Raw genomic sequence first — 17,557 nt, 5'->3', positions numbered from 1 at the left:
CTCCCCTATCCGGACTGTCCGCCGGCGCGATCCGGGTGGCTGCGTCTTGCCGTCCACGTTCGAATGATGTTGACGACGAGGTATACGACGTAGCCGGTGGACACGAAAGCCAATATCCCGCGGGTCCGTGAAACGGCCATCAGGACCCCCATCATCGTTTCGATCGCGCCATTGATGTAGGTGAATGTGCGCGGATTGTCCCGGAAGGCAAGGCGGTTGATGGGGTCGAAGACTCTGGGAACCGCAAAATGCGCGAGCCCGATGACGGTGACCACTAGTGCCCGATAGTAGTTTCCCTCGGCATTGCGAACCTGAGTGTCAATCGTCGCGAGACGCCTCAGTTGTGCGTCCATCGAATCGCGTTCACTTACCACGGGAACACCACAAGCATCCTTCAATACGAGAGGAATTTTCTCGTAAATAGTCGCACGATGTGACAGGCTATGTCCACATGCACACAGCGCCGCGGTCAACCTCAGTAGGGGCAGGAGCGACTCACCATCCTGGATTAGGGTCGTCTGGTGAGCCGATCTCGGCCAGGGCGACCGCGCAGTGCTGCAGCGCACGAGGCCATCCTCGACGCCACCCGCGCCCTGCTTGTTGAGAGCGGCTACGTGGGGGTGTCCATGGACAAGGTCGCCGCTCGCGCCGGCGTGGGCACACAGACGGTCTATCGCCGATGGCCGTCAAAAGCTCCGCTCGTGGCCGAGGCCGTGATGCACGCGTACGCCCAAGCCGACTTCACTCTTCCTGATACGGGCGACACGGTGGCAGACCTGCGAACCTGGATGCATTCGTCTGCCGCACTCAGCGCCGCGGCGGACAACGTTGCGCTTGTGCGCGCCTTAGCGGTTGCGGCCGCCGAGGATCTTCACGACCGCGACATCTTGTACGGCCAACTCACCGGCCGCTTTCACGACGCCTTGGGTGAACGGTTACGAACCGGAATCTCGCGCGGTCAGATCCGAGCCGACGCCAACATTGAAGCCGCGGCCGACGCGATAATCGGAGCCATGCTGTACCGCATGCTCAGCGTCACGACATCGGCGCAGGAAACGATCGGCCGCTATGAGGGACTGATCGACACGGTGATTAACGGCCTCTCGATTCGCTGACAAGCGAAGGAACCCCGCTGCACACCAACCGCTGCAGGACGGAGCTCGAACCGACCGTGCGAAGGAGTGGAGACCTTCGCCGTTCGGCAGCTCAGCGACGTCACCGCACGGCGAATTCGGAGAGCAGCCAGGCCTGGATCAAGCTTGACGCGGATTCCAGTTTGGTGGAGCTAAGGGGATTCGAACCCCTGACCTACTCGATGCGAACGAGTCGCGCTACCAACTGCGCCATAGCCCCTGACCGCTAGCAGGCTACCAGCCGCGGCACGAACCGCCGAACCGCCGGCGCTACTCGCCGACGGCGCGCGGCAGGTCGCGGGGCCAACCGAAGTTCCGCATCGGCATCGCGTAATCCAGGTGCTCGAAGATCGGGTCCTCGTCGTCGATTTCCAGGACCACCGCGCCCGGACGCCGCAGCCGCGACGGAACCACGTCGTAGTCGCGGTCGTACGCGTTCTCGACGCCCATCCGCGCTCGCGCCATCCGCTGCATGCGGCGGCGACGCACCTTCTCCTCGATGCGGGTCTGGCGCCGCAGGTAGGCCAGGTACAGCAGCGTCACGGCCGTGGCACTGCCGCACGCCCACCAGGCGCTCGGCGAAATTTTGAATGCGGCCGTGGCCGTGCCGACCAGGACGACGGCCATCACCATCAGCACGCGCTTGCGGAAGGCGTACTTGCGGGCGCTGACCGCGGCCGCGGTCTTGGTGTCGAACCGGCGGCGGCGCGACGCGTTCCGGGGGGCCGGCGCCGGCATCTCCTCGTCGTCGGCCTCGGCCTCGGCCCCCGGCTCCAGACCCGAAGAGTCCTCGACGTATTCGTAGCCCTCGTCGCCCCCGTCACCCTCGTCGCCCCCGTGAGCGACCACGTCGGTGTCGGAATCCTCGTCGTCCTCGTCGGCTTCGGCTTCCTCCTCGACCGCCGCGGCCGCCGGTAGCGCCTGTGAGTCCTCGACGACGTCGACGTCGAGGTAGTCCGGCTCGGTGTCCTCGGGCGCCGCGACCTTCATGACCACTGGGCGCAGCTGGCGCAGCTCGTCGGTGTCTTCTTCGTCCTCATCCTCGGCGAGGTCGCGGTCCTCGTCGAGCTCGGTTTCGGCCGACTCTTCCGGCGGCTTCCAGTCGGGGTCGCTGCGGTGACCGGCGGCCGGACCGCTGCGCTTGAGCAGCCGCGAGTTCTCGCCACCGTTGAGGACCCGGGTCGCCAGGGCCACGTCGCTGGTGCGCCGCACGGCGTCGCGTTTGCTGACGAGCATCGGCACCAAGACGAAGAGCCAGAGCACTACGAGCGAGATCCACAACAGTGACTGCGGAATGCTTGGCATGACGACCTGCTCTCTTCGATTCCGATCCCCGCGAGGCCCACCGGGGCCAGCACGGCCGGGTCTTAGTGACCAGGACAATTACACACCTGTAATTTGCCTCTCACAAGCACCACAAGTCACTCGTGTCGCGGTAGCCACAAAGCGGAGGGTTGGGCGGCAATCAAGCGGGGCGGTCAGGCCCAGCTGGCGTGCCCTCCGCGGACCAGCGTCGAGGCCACCGATCCGGACACCTCTTCGGCCGTGATGGCCATCAACAGATGGTCTCGCCACGCCTTGTCCACCTCGAGATAACGCTGCAACAGTCCCTCCTGGCGGAAGCCGACTTTCGCCAGTACGGCCCGGCTGGCGGCGTTCTCGGGCCGCACCGTGGCCTCCACGCGATGCAGCATCACCGGGCCGAAGCAGTGGTCCAGGCCCAGCGCCAACGCCGCCGTGGCCACCCCGCCGCCGGTCGCCGACCGGGGCACCCAGTAGCCGATCCACGCCGACCGCAGCGCGCCGTGGGTGACGTTGCCGATGGTCAGCTGGCCACAGAACCGCCCGTCGAGCTCGATGACGTAGGGCAACATCCGGCCCGCACGAGCCTCGGCACGCAGACCGGAGCACAGCGCCGGCCACGCGGCGACCGTGTGCCGGGTGGTCCAATCGCCCTCCGCGCTTGGCTCCCACGGTTCGAGGTGCGCCCGGTCGGCCAACCGAATGCGGCTCCACTGGGCGCCATCGCGCATCCGCACCGGCCGCAACCGGACCACCCCCGCGGGGACCCGCAACGGGCCGACGTCCAGGGGCCAACCCGGATGACGGGCGTTGGTACGCAACAGGTTCACGCGCGCGCGGAGTCGTCGCACTTAACCGCGTTGAGCCAAGAAGGCGACGTCGACGATCTCGCCGGTGCGGATTTGTTCGGCGCCGCTGGGCACCACCACGAGGCAGTTCGCTTCGGCGAGGGTGGCCAACAGGTGCGAGGACGCCCCCGGGGCCCCACCACCCAGCGCCTGCACCAGATATTCACCGGTCTCCTGGTCGCGCATCAGCTGGCCGCGCAGGTAGCCCTTACGCCCCGCGACCGACGTGATCGGCGACAGCGTGCGGGCCTGCACGATTCTGCGCATCGGCTGGCGCTTGCCCAAGGAAAGCCGGATCAGCGGCCGCACCATCACTTCGAAGACCACCAGCGCGCTGACCGGGTTGGCGGGCAGCAGGAACGTCGGGACACCGTCGCGGCCGAGCTGCCCGAATCCCTGGACGGACCCGGGATGCATCGCGACGCGGACGACTTCCATCTCCCCGAGCTCGGAGAGGACCAACCGCACCGGCTCGGCGGCGGCGCCCCCGACACCGCCGGCGATCACCACCACCTCGGCCCGGTTGATCTGGCCCTCGATGACTTCGCGGAATTCGCCGGGATCGCTGCTGACGATGCCGATGCGGTTGACCTCCGCACCGGCATCGCGGGCTGCCGCCGCCAACGCGTAAGAGTTGACGTCATACACCTGGCCGCTGCCGGGGGTGCGCGAGATGTCGACCAGTTCGCCGCCGACGGCCACCACCGTCACCCGCGGCCGCGGATGCACCAACACCCGTTCGCGCCCGACCGCCGCCAGCAGGCCGACCTGGGCCGCGCCGATGACCGTCCCGGCGCGCACCGCGACGTCACCGGGCTGCACATCGTCCCCGGTGCGTCGCACGTACGCGCCCGACGGCGCCCCGCGCAGGATCCGCACCCGCGAGCTGCCGCCATCGGTCCAGCGCAACGGGATCACGGCGTCGGCGAGCGTGGGTAGCGGGGCTCCCGTGTGCACGCGGGCGGCCTGTCGGGGCTGCAGGCGGCTGGGCGTGCGCGCACCGGCCTCGATGGTTCCCATCACGGGCAGCACCAACCCCTCGCGCCGGTCTTCGTCGCGCTCCGCCTCGCCGGGCGGCTCGCCCAAACTGTCGGCGCCCACTTCGCCGACGCCCAGCACGTCGACGCTGCGCACCGCGTAGCCGTCGATTGCGGCCTGATCGAACCCGGGCATCGGGCGCTCGGTGACTACTTCCTCGGCGCACATCAGCCCCTGCGCCTCGGCGATGGCCACCCGGATGGGCCGCGGAGCCACCGCGGCAGCCGTTATCCGGGCCTGCTGCTCCTCCACAGAACGCACAGCGCGCCTCTCTGCCCTAGACGGGCGCCGTCCTGGGCTGGGCGCATCGGCCGGCTACCTCTCGGCCAGGCCTAACCGCGCCACCAACCATCGCCGCAAATCAGGGCCGTAGTCGTCACGATCCAATGCAAAGTCAACCGCAGCCTTGAGGTAGCCGCCGGGATTTCCCAAGTCGTGTCGGGATCCGCGATGCACGACGACGTGCACGGGGTGGCCCTCCGAGATGAGCAGGGCGATCGCGTCGGTGAGCTGGACTTCGCCGCCCACTCCGCGGTCGACGCGGCGCAACGCGTCGAAGATGGCGCGGTCGAGCACGTAGCGGCCCGCCGCGGCCAGCATCGATGGAGCGTCCTCGCGCTTGGGCTTCTCGACCATGCCGTTGACCTTCAGCACGTCGGGATTTTCATCGCCGGGCACCGGCTCGACGTCGAAAACGCCGTAGGAGCTGATCTCTTCGGGCGTCACCTCGATGGCGCACAAGACCGTGCCGCCGTGGTCCGCCCGGACTTTCGCCATCGTCTCCAGGACGCCGGTCGGCAGCACCAGGTCATCGGGCAGCAACACCATGACGGCGTCGTCGTCGGGCGTCAGGGCAGGCTCCACGCAGCTGATGGCGTGCCCCAGGCCCAGCGGCTCGGCCTGCACCACGGACTCGACCTTGATCAGCTGCGGCGCCCGACGCACCTTGTCGAGCATCGCCTTCTTGCCGCGCGCCTCCAGCGTGCCCTCGAGGACCAGGTCCTCGACGAAGTGCGCGACGACGCCGTCCTTGCCCTCGGAGGTGATGATCACCAGGCGGTCGGCGCCCGCCTCAGCCGCCTCGGCGGCGACCAGCTCGATGCCGGGGGTGTCGACGACGGGCAGCAGCTCCTTGGGCACCGTTTTCGTCGCGGGCAGGAATCGGGTACCAAGACCGGCAGCGGGCACGATCGCCGTGTGTGGGACCACCACTTTTGGGCTTGACATTGTTCACACGATAACCCGATGTGGTTTGCCGAGTCGGTGTGGCGCGGCCGAAGACACGGCTGCAATGGTTAAGGGATGGCGACTACCAGCAAGGCCACGTTGCGGGAGCAGCTGCAGGTGGCCCGGCGCGGCGTTGCCGACGCCGTCCGGTCCGCCGAGGCGCGGATGCTGTGCGAGCGACTGGAAGCCGCGGAAAACTTTGTGAACAGCGTCAGCACGGTATGCGCGTACGTGCCGGTGGGCGCCGAACCCGGATCCATCGAGATGCTGGACGTGTTGCTGAGGCGCGCCGGACGGCTGCTGCTGCCGGTTGCGCGCACCGCCGCGGACAACACGCCGCTGCCGCTGCGCTGGGGTGAATACCGGCCGGGCACCTTGACGTCCGCGCGGTGGGGGTTGTTGGAGCCGCCGGAGCCGTGGCTGCCCGCGTCGGCGATCGCGGAGGCGAGCGTCATCCTGGTGCCGTCGTTGGCCGTCGACCGCTCGGGGGTGCGGCTGGGCCGGGGGCGTGGTTTCTACGATCGCTCCCTGCCCGACCGCGACCCCCGTGCCCGGCTGGTCGCGCTGGTGCGCGACGCGGAGTTGGTGGACGAGTTGCCCGCCGAGCCGCACGACATACCGATGACCGATGCGCTCACGCCGCGAATGGGACTAATCGCACTCAATCTGGGGTAACGGATCGGGAATGAGTGGCGTCACGTGGCGGTTCTAGCACTTGAGACGCTAGAGTGCTAACAGACTTTGCGATCATCCGGAGGTTTTTGTGCCGACTTACAGCTATCAGTGCACCGCGTGCGACGATCGCTTCGACATCGTGCAGGCCTTCACCGACGACGCGCTGACCACCTGCAACCGCTGCTCCGGGCGGCTGCGCAAGCGCTTCAACTCCGTGGGCGTGGTGTTCAAGGGCAGCGGCTTCTACCGCACCGACAGCCGAGAGTCCGGCAAGACGTCCACAAGTTCCACGAATGGGTCCTCGTCGAGCGACTCCGGTTCGACGACGGGATCCGCCCAGAAGTCCGGGTCGAGCGAGAAATCCGGCTCGAGCTCGAGCGAGAAGTCGAGCAGCGCCTCCACGGCCTCCACCGCAGCCGCCTCGAGCTAACGGGTTATCCACAAACGCATCCGCCGCCGGCAGTCGCCGGTGATCGCGTTGCGCTTACCTTTGCGGCGTGGGCGAATCATCGCTGAATCCAAGCCTATTCAGCCGCCTGTTGATGCTGCGTCCGGATTGGACCCGGACCGTGTTGGCGCGGCGGGTCGCCGCGGGCGGGCTCGTCGTGCTGGCCGGCCTGGCGGCGCTGCGCTCCAATCCGGCCGGTGACTATGCCGAGGTGGTGGTCGCCGATCACGACCTGCGGCCGGGCGTCGCGTTGACCGTCGCCGATGTTCGTCTCGAAAAACGTTTGGCCTCAACCATTCCCGATGGGTCACTGGCCGACGTCAGCACCGTGGCCGGTTCGACGCTGGCCGGCCCGACGAGACGCGGCGAGGTGCTCACCGATGTGCGGTTACTGGGGAGCCGGCTGGCCGAGGCCGCAATAGCGTCGAAGGCGGGACCCGGCGCCCGCATCGTGCCGCTGCGGCTGGCGGACAGCGGTCTGATCGACCTTGTCCGCGTCGGCGACGTCGTCGACGTGCTGGCCGCGCCGGCCACCGGCGCGCCGGAGACTCCCCAGACCGCCCCGAAGGTGGTGGCCACCGACGCCGTCGTGGTGCTCGTGTCGGCCAAGCCAAAGATCCAGGGCAACGACGGCGACCGCGTAGTGTTAGTTGCGCTGCCGGCTCGCGTGGCGAACACGGTCGCGGGCTCGGCGCTGGGTCAGGCGGTGACCCTCACCCTGCACTGAGTGCCTCGCTGCGACTTCGCACCCGAGGTGAACCGGATCAGGCGGACGTCTGGAGGCTGGCACAGTATTTGCACTTGCGCGCGGCCTCGGGGATGTCGGATTTGCACTCCGGGCATGCCTTCGTCGCCGGTTCTTCGCCGAACACGGCGACCCCGCGGCGGGCCTGGATGTGCTTGTAGGGCAACACGATCATGAAGTAGATGGCCGTCATGAAGACGACGAAATAGATGATCGCCGAGATGAACGATCCGATGTCGAGGAAGGTCGCCTTGTTGCCGGCATCGCCGAGCTGCCAACCCAATCCGAACTTGGCATTGGGCTGCACGGCCGCAACCAGCGGGTTGATCACGCTGTCGGTGAAGGCCTTGACGAGGTTCGAGAAGGCCAGGGCGACAACCAGACCGATGGCGACGGTGATCACGTCACCGCGCATCACAAAACTCTTGAATCCCTTGAACATGCGCAGACCTCCCGTAGCGCCAACTATCAGGGCAGCGCGCCGCCGCCCTAGAAAACGCTATGCCAGGTTTGGGCGCTATCGCACATTTCGCGGACAATTGGCTACCAAAAGTTGACCGCGCCGTGACGCCGGAAACAGAACCCCTTGGTCGGGTGCCCTGTCAGCCGTGGTGAGGTGGCACGTTCTCCCGCCACCGCTGCTCGTACCTATAGGCGTCCGCGTCGAGTACTTATAGGCGTCCGCGTCGAGCCCGTACATCGGCTTCTGAGTGCGTGAACCCGATTCTGCGTCGATACCTGGAAGGTCTGGTCACAGCCAAGCCCCAGGAGCGGTCAGATCTCCAGGCTCGACAGCTGCCCGATGATTTGAGCGGCCAGCGGGTTCAGCGTCGCCATTCCGTCGCGCACCGCGTAGCGGGAACCGGCCAGGTTCACCACCAACGTGCTTCCGGACACCCCGGCCAGGCCCCGTGACAGCCCGGCGTCGATGATCCCCGCGGACAGCCCGGACCCCCGAATGGCTTCGGCGATGCCGAGGATCTCCCGGTCCAGGATTTCGCGGGTGGCCTCCGGGGTGACGTCGCGGGGCGTGACACCCGTCCCGCCGACGGAGACCACCAGGTCCACCCCGCCGATCACCGCGGTGTTGAGCGCGTTGCGAATCTCGACCTCGTCCGCGGCAACCGCAACCACACCGTCGACAACGAATCCGGCCTCGGTCAGCAGTTCGGTTACCAGCGGCCCGCTGTGGTCCTCGTCCCCGTGAGCGGTGCGGTCGTCGACCACCACGACCAGGGCCCGGCCGACCACCAACTCCGCACCCGTTTCCATGGGCGCCACGGTATAACCGAGCTCCGACAATCCCGCAGCCGAGGGTTCTTCCACTCGCATTACTGATCCGCCTTCCCCAGGGTCACCGGCACGGTACGGCTGCCACCAGCGGGATCCTGGAAGGTCAGCGAGATCTTGTCGCCGGGCGCCTTGGACCGCACGGCCGCGACCAGGGCATCGGCACTGCTGATGGGGCGATCGTCGACCTTGGTGACGATCACATTCTTGGGCACGCCTGCGCTCGCGGCCGCGCCGCCGGGCACGACGTCGACGATCTTGGCCCCGGGGGTGCCCTTGTCGTTCGTCACCTGCACGCCGAGCGAGGCGTGCGATGCCTTGCCGCTGCTGATCAGCTCGTCGGCGATGCGCTTGGCCTGATCGACCGGGATCGCAAACCCGAGCCCGATCGAACCGCTCTGTGCGTCCGGCGAGTCGGCACCCAGGGTGGCGATGGCCGAGTTCACGCCGACCAGCTGGCCATTCATGTTGACCAACGCGCCACCGGAGTTACCCGGGTTGATGGCGGCATCCGTCTGGATCGCGTCCAGCACGGTGTTCTGGTTGCCCGCTTCACCGGTGGTGGACACCGGCCGATTCAGCGCACTGACGATCCCGGTGGTCACCGTGCCCGACAGACCCAGCGGCGACCCGATGGCCACCACCGGTTGGCCGACGCGCAGGTCCGATGAGGAACCCAGGGAGATCGGGGTGAGGCCGGAGACGCCCTGCACGCGGATCACGGCGATGTCGCTGGTGGGGTCGGCGCCGAGCACCGTGAAGGGTGCGGTGCGGCCGTCGGCGAAGGTCACCGTCGTCTTAGGAGCCGGACCACCGGGTCCGCCACCGGGGCCTCCGGGCGGACCGCCGGGGGGAGCCGCGGGGCCCCTCGGCGGCCCCGCGGCCGCCGCCACCACGTGGTTGTTGGTCAGAATCAGCCCGTCGGCGGAAAGGATGATGCCGGAGCCCTCTTCGGACTGGCGGCCCAGATCCGTCTCCAGCATGACGACGCTGGGCACCACCTTGGAGGCGACCTGCTCGACGCTGCCCGGCGCCATGTTCGCCGCGGGGACGCTGGGCGCACCGATGACGGTGTGCGCATTGCCGTTGGTGTTGTGCGTGCCCAGCTCGACAGCCGTCGCCGCGGCTCCGCCGATGCCGGCCGACACCACCGCGATGGCCAATGCGCCCACGGTCAACAACCCTGCGCGGGACCGTTTTCGGGGGGCCGGCGGCAGCATCGGCGGGAGCATGCCCGGAATCGGTCCGGTCCCGGTGGCCCCGGGGACGGGGCCTACTCCGGTGCCCCCCGGTATCCGGCCCGGACCGGTGCCGTTGTACGGGTCGTAGGGCTGGCGGAATTGGGTCGTCTGCGATTGACGCCGCCAATCGAATGGCTGGCTATACGGTTGCTGATGCCCCTGGCCGTAAGCAGAGGTCCCCGAATGGCTCGGGGTGGGCGCAGGCTGATTCGGCGCGGGACGATATCCCGGCTGCTGCGGCGGTGGCGAATACCTCGGGTCATTCGTCATGTCGCTGGGTCGCACTTCCTCTATCTCAGTATCGGCTCGTCGGCTCGACTGGGTTCTTCAACAGTAGCTGCAGACCTACCTTGCCCGCGCGGACTGAGAGTCCACTGAGATAACGTTCGCTGGTTCCCGAGAGTTCGACTGGTCGCCGGCCACGGGGACCGTGGCGTCGGTGCCGGACTCTTCCTCGGGATTACCTGCGGCGGGCGTCGGATACGGCGACGGCGGCATCGGCCGACCGGGCAGCAGCACATAAAACGAGGTTCCCGGCGGCTGTCCGCCGGGCACGGTGTCCTCGACACGGAGCAATCCACCGTGATTCAGCACGACCTTCTTGACGATCGCCAGCCCCAGCCCCGAGCCCGGCATGGCGCGTGCGGTCGTCGAACGGTAGAACCGCTCGAACACCAGCCGGCGTTCGTGCGGCGGAATGCCGGGGCCGTGGTCGGACACCACCAACTCCGCGTGCGTCGGGTCGAGTTGTCGCATGGTGATGCCGACATGACCACCCGGTGGGCTCCACTTGGCCGCGTTGTCCAGGAGATTGAGCACCGCCCGCGACAGCCCCGCGGCGTCGCCGTACATCTGCCAGGGCGTGATGTCGACGTCGAAGTGAATGTCGTTGCGGCGCCGCCTGACTCGCTCCAGGCTGCGATCGACCACCTCGGACATGTCGACCGGCTCGTGCACCACCTGGCCGGCATCGTCCCGAGTGAGGTCCACCAAATCGCCCACCAGCGTGGACAATTCCTCGATCTGCGCCAGCACGTCGGCACGAAGCTCGACCATCTCCTGCTCGGGCAGCCGCGGCGCCCCCGGTTCCATCGAGGCCATCAGCAGCTCGACGTTGGTGCGCAGCGACGTCAGCGGGGTGCGCAATTCATGGCCGGCGTCGGTGACCAACCGCGCCTGCCGTTCGCGGGACTCGGCCAGCGCCCGCAGCATCAAGTTGAATGCCTCGGTGAGCCTTGCCAATTCGTCGCTACCGAACACCGGAATGGGCCGCAGGTCGTCGGTGCGCGCCACCCGTTCGGCCGCTTCGGTGAGGCGCGCCACCGGGCGTAGCCCCGCCCTGGTGACCATGCCGCCCGCCACCGCGGCGACCGCGGCGCCGACGCCGCCGACGATCAGCAGCACCCAGCGCAGCTTGGTCATCACCGCCTCGGTCGGTTTGAGGCTCTTGGAGATCAACAGCGAAGAGCCGTTGGGCAGGTGGATGGCCAGGACCCGCTGGTCGAGGGCGGTGCGGCGGGACATGAACAGATCACCGCGGATCACCGCCTTTTCCGGCGCGCCGACCGGCAGCGTCTGGCCCGGCTGCTGCGCGGTGTAAATCGAGTGACCCGGGTTCACCAGCATCGCGTTGACGTCCGAGTAGGCGGTGCCTTCGATGGCCTTGCCGGGGTCGGCGGCCAGTGAACCGCTGGCGATCAGCAGCTGCGCGCGGCTTTGCAGCTGGTTGTCGATGTCGTTGTACAGCGCAGCCGAAATCACCGCATAGACGGCGAATGCCATCAACACGACGACCATCGCCACCATCGACATCGCCAGCAGCATGACGCGCCACCGCAGCGACAACGAGCTGGTGGCGCGCAGCGGTACGCGTTGGGGTCGTTGGTACCGGATCATCGTCGCGGGCGACTCGTCACGGCGGTGTCTCCCGAAGGACGTAGCCCACACCGCGCACCGTGTGGATCAGCCGTGGCTCGCCGCCGGCCTCGGTCTTGCGGCGGAGATAGCCGACGTAGACCTCGAGCGCGTTGCCGGAGGTGGGGAAGTCGAAGCCCCACACCTCCTCCAGGATCCGGCTGCGGGTGAGCACGCGGCGCGGATTGGCGATCAGCATCTCCAGCAGGGCGAATTCGGTGCGCGTCAGGCTGATTTGGCGTTGCCCGCGGGTGACTTCGCGGGTCACCGGGTCCAGCGTCAGGTCGGAGAACTGCATGGCCACCGATTCGGCGTCATCGTCATCCGGCTTGGTGCGGCGCAGCAACGCCCGCATCCGGGCCAACAGTTCCTCAAGGGCGAACGGCTTCGGCAGATAGTCATCCGCGCCGGCGTCCAACCCGGCGACCCGCTCGGAGACCGAATCGCGGGCCGTGAGCACCAGGATCGGCAGGTCATCGCCGGTGCTGCGGAGCTGACGGCACACCTCGAGGCCATCCAGCCGCGGCATCATCACATCGAGCACGAGCGCGTCGGGCCGGTCGCTGGCGATCATCTCGAGCGCCTCCAGCCCGTCATGGGCCAACTCGACCGAGTAGCCATTGAAGGAAAGCGACCGCCGCAGCGACTCACGCACTGCGCGATCGTCGTCGACGACCAGTATCCGCACGGGCCTAGTGTCGTCCCGGCGCCTGAGAGCGGCCTGAGAGGCGCGCCGGGTGTTTGCCGAGATTAACTAACGCCGGTCCAGGTCGATCAGACCGAGGCGGGCGGCCTTGAGCAGCCGGCGCGGCACCTTGTGCTTCTGGCCTGCGACCGTCACACCGACGAGCTCCGTCTTGGTGGCCTTCCACTGCGCGCGACGGCTTCGGGTGTTCGCGCGCGACATCCTGCGCTTGGGTACGGCCATGGTCGGGCCTAACTCCTCGGGTCGGGGGCTTGTCGCACGGCGTGGCCGATGGGGCCGAACGTGCGACGATTGCCACCAGGATAGTCGGTGGCCTGCTGCGCACCAAAACGGCGCCCGCCGGCGCCGACATTGCCGTGACGGGGATTATCCGGGCACCGTCGACGACCATGGCGGCAATCTGGGCGCGGCAGCCGGGAACGGCGTCCTTGACGGGGCACCGGCGCGACCCGCTAACCTACCGGTTGGTTGGTTGGTTTGCGCTCCCCGGTGAAACGCAGATTGGAGGACTGCATGGCCTCTGCTTCCGGTGCTTCCTGCACCGATGGCGCCGTCCGGATCGCGAACTGCTCCGGGTTCTACGGCGACCGGCTGTCGGCGATGCGCGAGATGCTCACCGGCGGTGACCTGGAGTACCTCACCGGCGACTACCTGGCCGAACTGACCATGCTGATCCTGGGCCGCGACCGGATGAAGCATCCCGAACGCGGCTACGCCAAGACGTTCCTGACCCAACTCGAGGACTGCCTGGGCGAGGCCCGTGACCGGGGCGTCCGCATCGTGGCCAACGCCGGCGGCCTCAACCCGGCCGGACTGGCCGATGCGATCCGCGCGCTGGCCGAGCGCCTAGGTGTCCCGGCCCGCGTCGCCCATGTCGAGGGTGACGACCTGCAGCCGCGCGCGGCGGAACTGGGGCTGGGCACGCCGCTGACCGCGAACGCCTACCTGGGCGCGTGGGGCATCGTCGATTGCCTCCAGGGCGGCGCGGACGTCGTCGTCACCGGCCGGGTCACCGACGCCTCGGTGATCGTCGGGGCCGCCGCGGCGCACTTCGGCTGGGGCCGCACCGACTACGACCCGCTCGCCGGTGCCGTGGTCGCCGGTCACGTCATCGAGTGCGGCGTGCAGGCCACCGGCGGCAACTACTCCTTCTTTACGGAGGTACCCGACCTGACCCACGCCGGCTTCCCGCTGGCCGAGGTCCACGCCGACGGCTCGTCGGTGATCACCAAGCACCCCGGCACCGGCGGCGTGGTCAGCGTCGACACCGTCACCGCGCAACTGCTCTACGAGATCACCGGCGCCCGCTACGCCAACCCCGACGTCACCGCCCGGATGGACACCATCGCGCTGTCCGCTTCTGAAGGCCCCGACCGGGTGCGCATCAGCGGGGTGCGCGGCGAACCGCCGCCACCCACGTACAAGGTGTCGCTGAACAGCATCGGCGGGTTCCGCAACTCCATGACGTTCGTGTTGACCGGCCTGGACATCGAGGCCAAGGCCGACTTGGTGCGCCGCCAGCTCGAGGCCGCGTTGACAGTGAAGCCCACGGAGCTGCAGTGGTCGCTGGCCCGCACGGACCACACCGACGCCGACACTGAAGAGGCCGCCAGCGCGCTGCTGCACTGCGTGGTCCGCGACCCCGATCCGGCAAACGTTGGGCGCCAATTTTCTTCCGCGGCAGTGGAATTGGCGCTTGCCAGCTATCCGGGGTTTCACGTGACGGCCCCGCCTGGCGACGGCCAGGTGTACGGCGTGTTCACCGCCGGCTATGTCGACGCCACGAAGGTGCCGCATGTCGCCGTGCATGCCGACGGCACCGGGACCTACATCCCTTGCGCCACCGAGACTTTGGAACTGGCTCCCGCCGCTCCCCCGCCGCTGCCCGATCCGCTGCCGGCCGGTCCGACCCGCCGGGTGCCGCTGGGCCGCATCGCCGGCGCCCGCAGCGGAGACAAGGGCGGATCGGCCAACGTCGGGGTCTGGGTCCGCACCGACGAACAGTGGCGTTGGCTGGCCAACACGCTGACCGTCGAGCTGCTCAAGGAGTTGCTGCCCGAAGCCGCGGAGTTCGACGTCACCCGCCACGTGCTGCCGAACCTGCGCGCGGTCAACTTCGTCATCGACGGCATCCTGGGCCAGGGCGTCGCCTATCAGGCACGTTTCGATCCGCAGGCCAAGGGGCTGGGTGAATGGCTGCGCGGCCGGCATGTCGACATCCCCGAAAGGCTCTTATGAATCTGTGGACCACGCCGGAGCGCGAACAGTTGCGAAAGACGGTGCGCTCCTTCACCGAACGCGAGATCCTGCCCCACGCCGACGAGTGGGAGCGCATCGGCGAGCTGCCGCGCGACTTGCACCGGCGCGCCGGCGCGGCCGGCCTGCTGGGTGCGGGCTTCCCCGAGGCGGTCGGCGGGGGTGGTGGTGACGGCGCGGACGCGGTGATCATCTGCGAAGAGGTGCATCAGGCCGGCGCCCCGGGAGGCGTCTTCGCCTCACTTTTCACCTGCGGAATCGCGGTGCCGCACATGATCGCCTCGGGCGATCGGCGACTGATCGAGGAGTTCGTCCGGCCGACGTTGACCGGCGACAAGATCGGCGCCCTCGCCATCACCGAGCCGGGCGGCGGCTCGGACGTCGGGCACCTACGAACGTCGGCGGTGCGCTCTTCCGGTCCGCAAGGGGATCACTACGTGGTCAACGGCGCCAAGACCTACATCACCTCCGGTGTCCGCGCCGACTACGTCGTCACCGCGGTGCGCACCGGCGGCGCCGGTGCGGCCGGTGTCTCGTTACTGGTGATCGAGAAGGGCACACCGGGTTTCGAGGTGAGCCGCAAGCTCGCCAAGATGGGGTGGCGGTCCTCGGACACCGCCGAGCTCTCCTTCGTCGACGCGCGGGTGCCGGCGGCCAACCTGGTCGGCGCCGAGAACAGCGGGTTCCTGCAAATCGCGCAGGCCTTCGTCGCCGAGCGCATCGGCCTTGCCGCCCAGGCCTATTCGAGCGCCCAGCGTTGTCTGGACCTGACGTTGCAGTGGTGCCGCGACCGGGAAACCTTCGGACGCCCGCTGATCTCCCGGCAGTCGGTACAGAACACGCTCGCCGAGATGGCCCGGCGCATCGACGTCGCCCGGGTCTACTCGCGCCATGTGGTCGAGCGTCAGCTGGCAGGCGAAACCAACCTGATCGCGGAGGTGTGCTTCGCGAAGAACACCGCCGTGGAGGCGGGCGAATGGGTGGCCAACCAGGCCGTGCAGCTGTTCGGCGGCATGGGCTACATGGCCGAATCCGAAGTCGAGCGCCAATACCGGGACATGCGGATCCTCGGCATCGGCGGCGGAACCACCGAGATCCTGACCGCGCTGGCCGCGAAAACGCTTGGATTCCAATCATGACGACACTGCAGTCAACACTCGACCCGAACTCCGCGGCTTACACCGACGCGGCGTCGACGGCGACCTCGCGGCTCGACGAGATCGACGCCGAGCTCGCCAAAGCGCTTGCGGGAGGCGGGCCCAAGTACGTCGAGCGTCACCACGCCCGCGGCAAGCTGACCGCGCGGGAACGCATCGAGCTGCTCGTCGACCCCGACTCCCCATTCCTGGAGCTCAGCCCGCTGGCCGCCTATGGCAGCGCATTCACCGTCGGCGCCAGCACGGTCACCGGGATAGGCGTGGTGTCGGGTGTGGAATGCCTGATCGTCGCCAACGACCCGACGGTCAAGGGTGGCACCAGCAACCCGTGGACCCTGAAAAAGATACTGCGGGCCAATCAGATCGCGTTCGAAAACCGGCTGCCCGTCATTTCGTTGGTGGAATCCGGCGGGGCGGACCTGCCCACGCAGAAAGAGATCTTCATCCCCGGCGGCCAGATGTTCCGCGACCTCACCCGCCTCTCGGCGGCCGGAATTCCCACCATCGCCCTGGTTTTCGGCAACTCCACCGCCGGTGGCGCCTACATACCGGGCATGTCCGACCACGTTGTGATGATCAAGGAACGTTCTAAGGTCTTCCTTGCCGGTCCGCCTCTGGTCAAGATGGCCACCGGCGAGGAGTCCGACGACGAGTCGTTGGGCGGCGCCGAAATGCACGCCCGCATCTCCGGTTTGGCCGACTACTTCGCCGCCGACGAGCTCGACGCCATCAGGATCGGGCGCCGCATCGTGGCGCGGCTGAACTGGGTCAAGCAGGGACCGGCCCCCGGGCCCGTGGCCGAGCCGCTGTACGACGCGGACGAGCTCATCGGCATCGTGCCCGCAGACCTGCGCATCCCGTTCGACCCCCGCGAGGTGATCGCCCGCATCGTCGACGGGTCCGAATTCGACGAATTCAAGGCCATGTACGGCTCGTCGCTGGTCACCGGCTGGGCCCGGCTGCACGGCTACCCCCTGGGCATCCTGGCCAACGCGCGCGGCGTGCTGTTCAGCGAGGAGTCGCAGAAGGCAACCCAATTCATCCAGCTGGCCAACCGGTCTAACACGCCATTGTTGTTCCTGCACAACACCACCGGCTACATGGTGGGCAAGGACTACGAAGAGGGCGGGATGATCAAGCACGGGTCGATGATGATCAACGCCGTTTCCAACTCGACCGTTCCGCACATCTCGCTGTTGATCGGCGCCTCCTACGGCGCCGGTCACTACGGCATGTGCGGGCGCGCCTACGACCCGAGGTTTTTGTTCGCCTGGCCCAGCGCCAAATCCGCGGTGATGGGCGGTGCCCAGCTTGCGGGCGTCCTGTCGATCGTGGCCCGCGCAGCCGCCGAGGCCCGCGGCCAGCAGGTCGACGAGGAAGCCGACGCCGCGATGCGCGCGGCCGTCGAGGGGCAGATCGAGGCCGAGTCGCTGCCGCTGGTCTTGTCCGGGATGCTCTACGACGACGGAGTGATCGACCCGCGCGACACCCGTACCGTGCTGGGAATGTGTCTCTCCGCCATCGCCAATGGCCCGATCAAGGGGACGTCGAACTTCGGCGTCTTCCGGATGTGAGCC

At 68.1% G+C, this 17,557-nt stretch carries 18 protein-coding genes and 1 tRNA gene; 7 read left to right on the top strand and 12 right to left on the bottom strand.

Going from position 1 to position 17,557, the window contains the following annotated elements:
- Window positions 1–5: 5 nt before the first annotated feature.
- Complete coding sequence (locus A5678_RS09870) at window positions 6–353, bottom strand: hypothetical protein (protein ID WP_231983622.1); 348 nt, start codon at window positions 351–353, stop codon at window positions 6–8.
- Between the two features lie 168 nt (window positions 354–521).
- Here A5678_RS09870 and A5678_RS09865 point away from each other — a divergent pair, with 168 nt between their 5' ends.
- Window positions 522–1,115 (top strand): TetR/AcrR family transcriptional regulator, encoded by a 594-nt coding sequence (locus tag A5678_RS09865; RefSeq protein ID WP_068041407.1) that lies wholly within the window; start codon window positions 522–524, stop codon window positions 1,113–1,115.
- 162 nt (window positions 1,116–1,277) lie between these two features.
- Here A5678_RS09865 and A5678_RS09860 read toward each other — a convergent pair.
- The 5 genes from A5678_RS09860 to A5678_RS09840 all read right to left on the bottom strand — a co-directional run bounded on the left by A5678_RS09860 (window position 1,278) and on the right by A5678_RS09840 (window position 5,548).
- Window positions 1,278–1,353, bottom strand: a tRNA-Ala gene (locus tag A5678_RS09860).
- 50 nt (window positions 1,354–1,403) lie between these two features.
- Window positions 1,404–2,438: a gephyrin-like molybdotransferase receptor GlpR gene (gene glpR, locus A5678_RS09855; protein ID WP_068041405.1), complete on the bottom strand. Its 1,035-nt coding sequence runs from the start codon at window positions 2,436–2,438 to the stop codon at window positions 1,404–1,406.
- A 173-nt stretch (window positions 2,439–2,611) separates the two neighbouring features.
- The gene (locus tag A5678_RS09850; protein WP_197502088.1) at window positions 2,612–3,265 is read right to left on the bottom strand and encodes a GNAT family N-acetyltransferase; all 654 of its coding nucleotides are present in this window, start codon (window positions 3,263–3,265) and stop codon (window positions 2,612–2,614) included.
- A 21-nt stretch (window positions 3,266–3,286) separates the two neighbouring features.
- A complete protein-coding gene (gene glp / locus A5678_RS09845; RefSeq protein ID WP_068041401.1) occupies window positions 3,287–4,582 on the bottom strand; it encodes a gephyrin-like molybdotransferase Glp in 1,296 nt (431 codons plus the stop codon).
- A 54-nt stretch (window positions 4,583–4,636) separates the two neighbouring features.
- Window positions 4,637–5,548, bottom strand: coding sequence for a UTP--glucose-1-phosphate uridylyltransferase (locus tag A5678_RS09840; RefSeq protein ID WP_068041397.1), 912 nt, complete (start codon window positions 5,546–5,548; stop codon window positions 4,637–4,639).
- Window positions 5,549–5,623: 75 nt separating this feature from the next.
- On the opposite strand from A5678_RS09840, the gene A5678_RS09835 reads away from it, so the two are divergent.
- The 3 genes from A5678_RS09835 (at window position 5,624) to A5678_RS09830 (ending at window position 7,398) form a co-directional block, all read left to right on the top strand.
- Window positions 5,624–6,223 carry a 5-formyltetrahydrofolate cyclo-ligase gene (locus tag A5678_RS09835; RefSeq protein WP_068041394.1) on the top strand — a complete coding sequence of 200 codons (600 nt, stop codon included), beginning with the start codon at window positions 5,624–5,626 and terminating at the stop codon, window positions 6,221–6,223.
- Between the two features lie 88 nt (window positions 6,224–6,311).
- Window positions 6,312–6,653, top strand: a complete 342-nt coding sequence (locus A5678_RS26410) for an FmdB family zinc ribbon protein (protein WP_082945474.1) — start codon at window positions 6,312–6,314, stop codon at window positions 6,651–6,653.
- A 67-nt stretch (window positions 6,654–6,720) separates the two neighbouring features.
- Complete coding sequence (locus A5678_RS09830) at window positions 6,721–7,398, top strand: SAF domain-containing protein (protein ID WP_068041391.1); 678 nt, start codon at window positions 6,721–6,723, stop codon at window positions 7,396–7,398.
- Between the two features lie 37 nt (window positions 7,399–7,435).
- Here A5678_RS09830 and A5678_RS09825 read toward each other — a convergent pair whose 3' ends face one another.
- From A5678_RS09825 to rpmF, 6 genes are all read right to left on the bottom strand, one after another.
- A complete protein-coding gene (locus tag A5678_RS09825) occupies window positions 7,436–7,858 on the bottom strand; it encodes an MscL family protein (protein WP_068041388.1) in 423 nt (140 codons plus the stop codon).
- Between the two features lie 332 nt (window positions 7,859–8,190).
- Entirely contained in the window at window positions 8,191–8,748 is a 558-nt protein-coding gene (locus A5678_RS09820; RefSeq protein ID WP_068041385.1) for a molybdenum cofactor biosynthesis protein B, read from the bottom strand.
- Window positions 8,748–10,217, bottom strand: a complete 1,470-nt coding sequence (locus A5678_RS09815; RefSeq protein WP_068041382.1) for a S1C family serine protease — start codon at window positions 10,215–10,217, stop codon at window positions 8,748–8,750. The genes A5678_RS09820 and A5678_RS09815 overlap by 1 nt, the downstream gene beginning before the upstream one ends.
- A 75-nt stretch (window positions 10,218–10,292) precedes the next feature.
- Window positions 10,293–11,843: a HAMP domain-containing sensor histidine kinase gene (locus tag A5678_RS09810; RefSeq protein ID WP_068041376.1), complete on the bottom strand. Its 1,551-nt coding sequence runs from the start codon at window positions 11,841–11,843 to the stop codon at window positions 10,293–10,295.
- 16 nt (window positions 11,844–11,859) lie between these two features.
- The gene (mprA, locus tag A5678_RS09805) at window positions 11,860–12,549 is read right to left on the bottom strand and encodes a two-component system response regulator MprA (protein WP_068041375.1); all 690 of its coding nucleotides are present in this window, start codon (window positions 12,547–12,549) and stop codon (window positions 11,860–11,862) included.
- Between the two features lie 66 nt (window positions 12,550–12,615).
- The gene (gene rpmF / locus A5678_RS09800) at window positions 12,616–12,789 is read right to left on the bottom strand and encodes a 50S ribosomal protein L32 (protein WP_007168835.1); all 174 of its coding nucleotides are present in this window, start codon (window positions 12,787–12,789) and stop codon (window positions 12,616–12,618) included.
- Between the two features lie 291 nt (window positions 12,790–13,080).
- Here rpmF and A5678_RS09795 point away from each other — a divergent pair, with 291 nt between their 5' ends.
- The 3 genes from A5678_RS09795 to A5678_RS09785 are packed head-to-tail and all read left to right on the top strand — an operon-like array spanning window position 13,081 to window position 17,554.
- Window positions 13,081–14,805, top strand: a complete 1,725-nt coding sequence (locus A5678_RS09795; RefSeq protein WP_068041374.1) for an acyclic terpene utilization AtuA family protein — start codon at window positions 13,081–13,083, stop codon at window positions 14,803–14,805.
- Window positions 14,802–15,962: an acyl-CoA dehydrogenase family protein gene (locus A5678_RS09790; RefSeq protein ID WP_068041372.1), complete on the top strand. Its 1,161-nt coding sequence runs from the start codon at window positions 14,802–14,804 to the stop codon at window positions 15,960–15,962. The genes A5678_RS09795 and A5678_RS09790 overlap by 4 nt, the downstream gene beginning before the upstream one ends.
- On the top strand, window positions 15,959–17,554 hold the full coding sequence (locus A5678_RS09785) for an acyl-CoA carboxylase subunit beta (RefSeq protein ID WP_068041369.1): 1,596 nt from the start codon (window positions 15,959–15,961) through the stop codon (window positions 17,552–17,554). Before A5678_RS09790 ends, A5678_RS09785 begins: the two co-directional genes overlap by 4 nt.
- The last annotated feature ends 3 nt before the right edge of the window (window positions 17,555–17,557 follow it).

The sequence above is a fragment of the Mycobacterium sp. E2733 genome (assembly GCF_001667585.1).
Taxonomy (GTDB): domain Bacteria; phylum Actinomycetota; class Actinomycetes; order Mycobacteriales; family Mycobacteriaceae; genus Mycobacterium.
Note: the sequence above shows the minus strand (reverse complement) of the source record. Positions and strands in the feature narration are given on the sequence as shown.

Excerpts from the sequence above, each read along its gene's own strand:
- A5678_RS09835 (WP_068041394.1), top strand. The coding sequence starts at position 5,624 with ATGGCGACTACCAGCAAGGCCACGTTGCGGGAGCAGCTGCAGGTGGCC.
- A5678_RS09810 (WP_068041376.1), bottom strand. The coding sequence starts at position 11,843 with ATGATCCGGTACCAACGACCCCAACGCGTACCGCTGCGCGCCACCAGC.
- A5678_RS09870 (WP_231983622.1), bottom strand. The coding sequence starts at position 353 with ATGGACGCACAACTGAGGCGTCTCGCGACGATTGACACTCAGGTTCGC.
- A5678_RS09795 (WP_068041374.1), top strand. The coding sequence starts at position 13,081 with ATGGCCTCTGCTTCCGGTGCTTCCTGCACCGATGGCGCCGTCCGGATC.
- rpmF (WP_007168835.1), bottom strand. The coding sequence starts at position 12,789 with ATGGCCGTACCCAAGCGCAGGATGTCGCGCGCGAACACCCGAAGCCGT.
- A5678_RS09820 (WP_068041385.1), bottom strand. The coding sequence starts at position 8,748 with ATGCGAGTGGAAGAACCCTCGGCTGCGGGATTGTCGGAGCTCGGTTAT.
- A5678_RS09825 (WP_068041388.1), bottom strand. The coding sequence starts at position 7,858 with ATGTTCAAGGGATTCAAGAGTTTTGTGATGCGCGGTGACGTGATCACC.
- A5678_RS09840 (WP_068041397.1), bottom strand. The coding sequence starts at position 5,548 with ATGTCAAGCCCAAAAGTGGTGGTCCCACACACGGCGATCGTGCCCGCT.
- A5678_RS09790 (WP_068041372.1), top strand. The coding sequence starts at position 14,802 with ATGAATCTGTGGACCACGCCGGAGCGCGAACAGTTGCGAAAGACGGTG.
- glpR (WP_068041405.1), bottom strand. The coding sequence starts at position 2,438 with ATGCCAAGCATTCCGCAGTCACTGTTGTGGATCTCGCTCGTAGTGCTC.
- A5678_RS09815 (WP_068041382.1), bottom strand. The coding sequence starts at position 10,217 with ATGACGAATGACCCGAGGTATTCGCCACCGCCGCAGCAGCCGGGATAT.
- A5678_RS09785 (WP_068041369.1), top strand. The coding sequence starts at position 15,959 with ATGACGACACTGCAGTCAACACTCGACCCGAACTCCGCGGCTTACACC.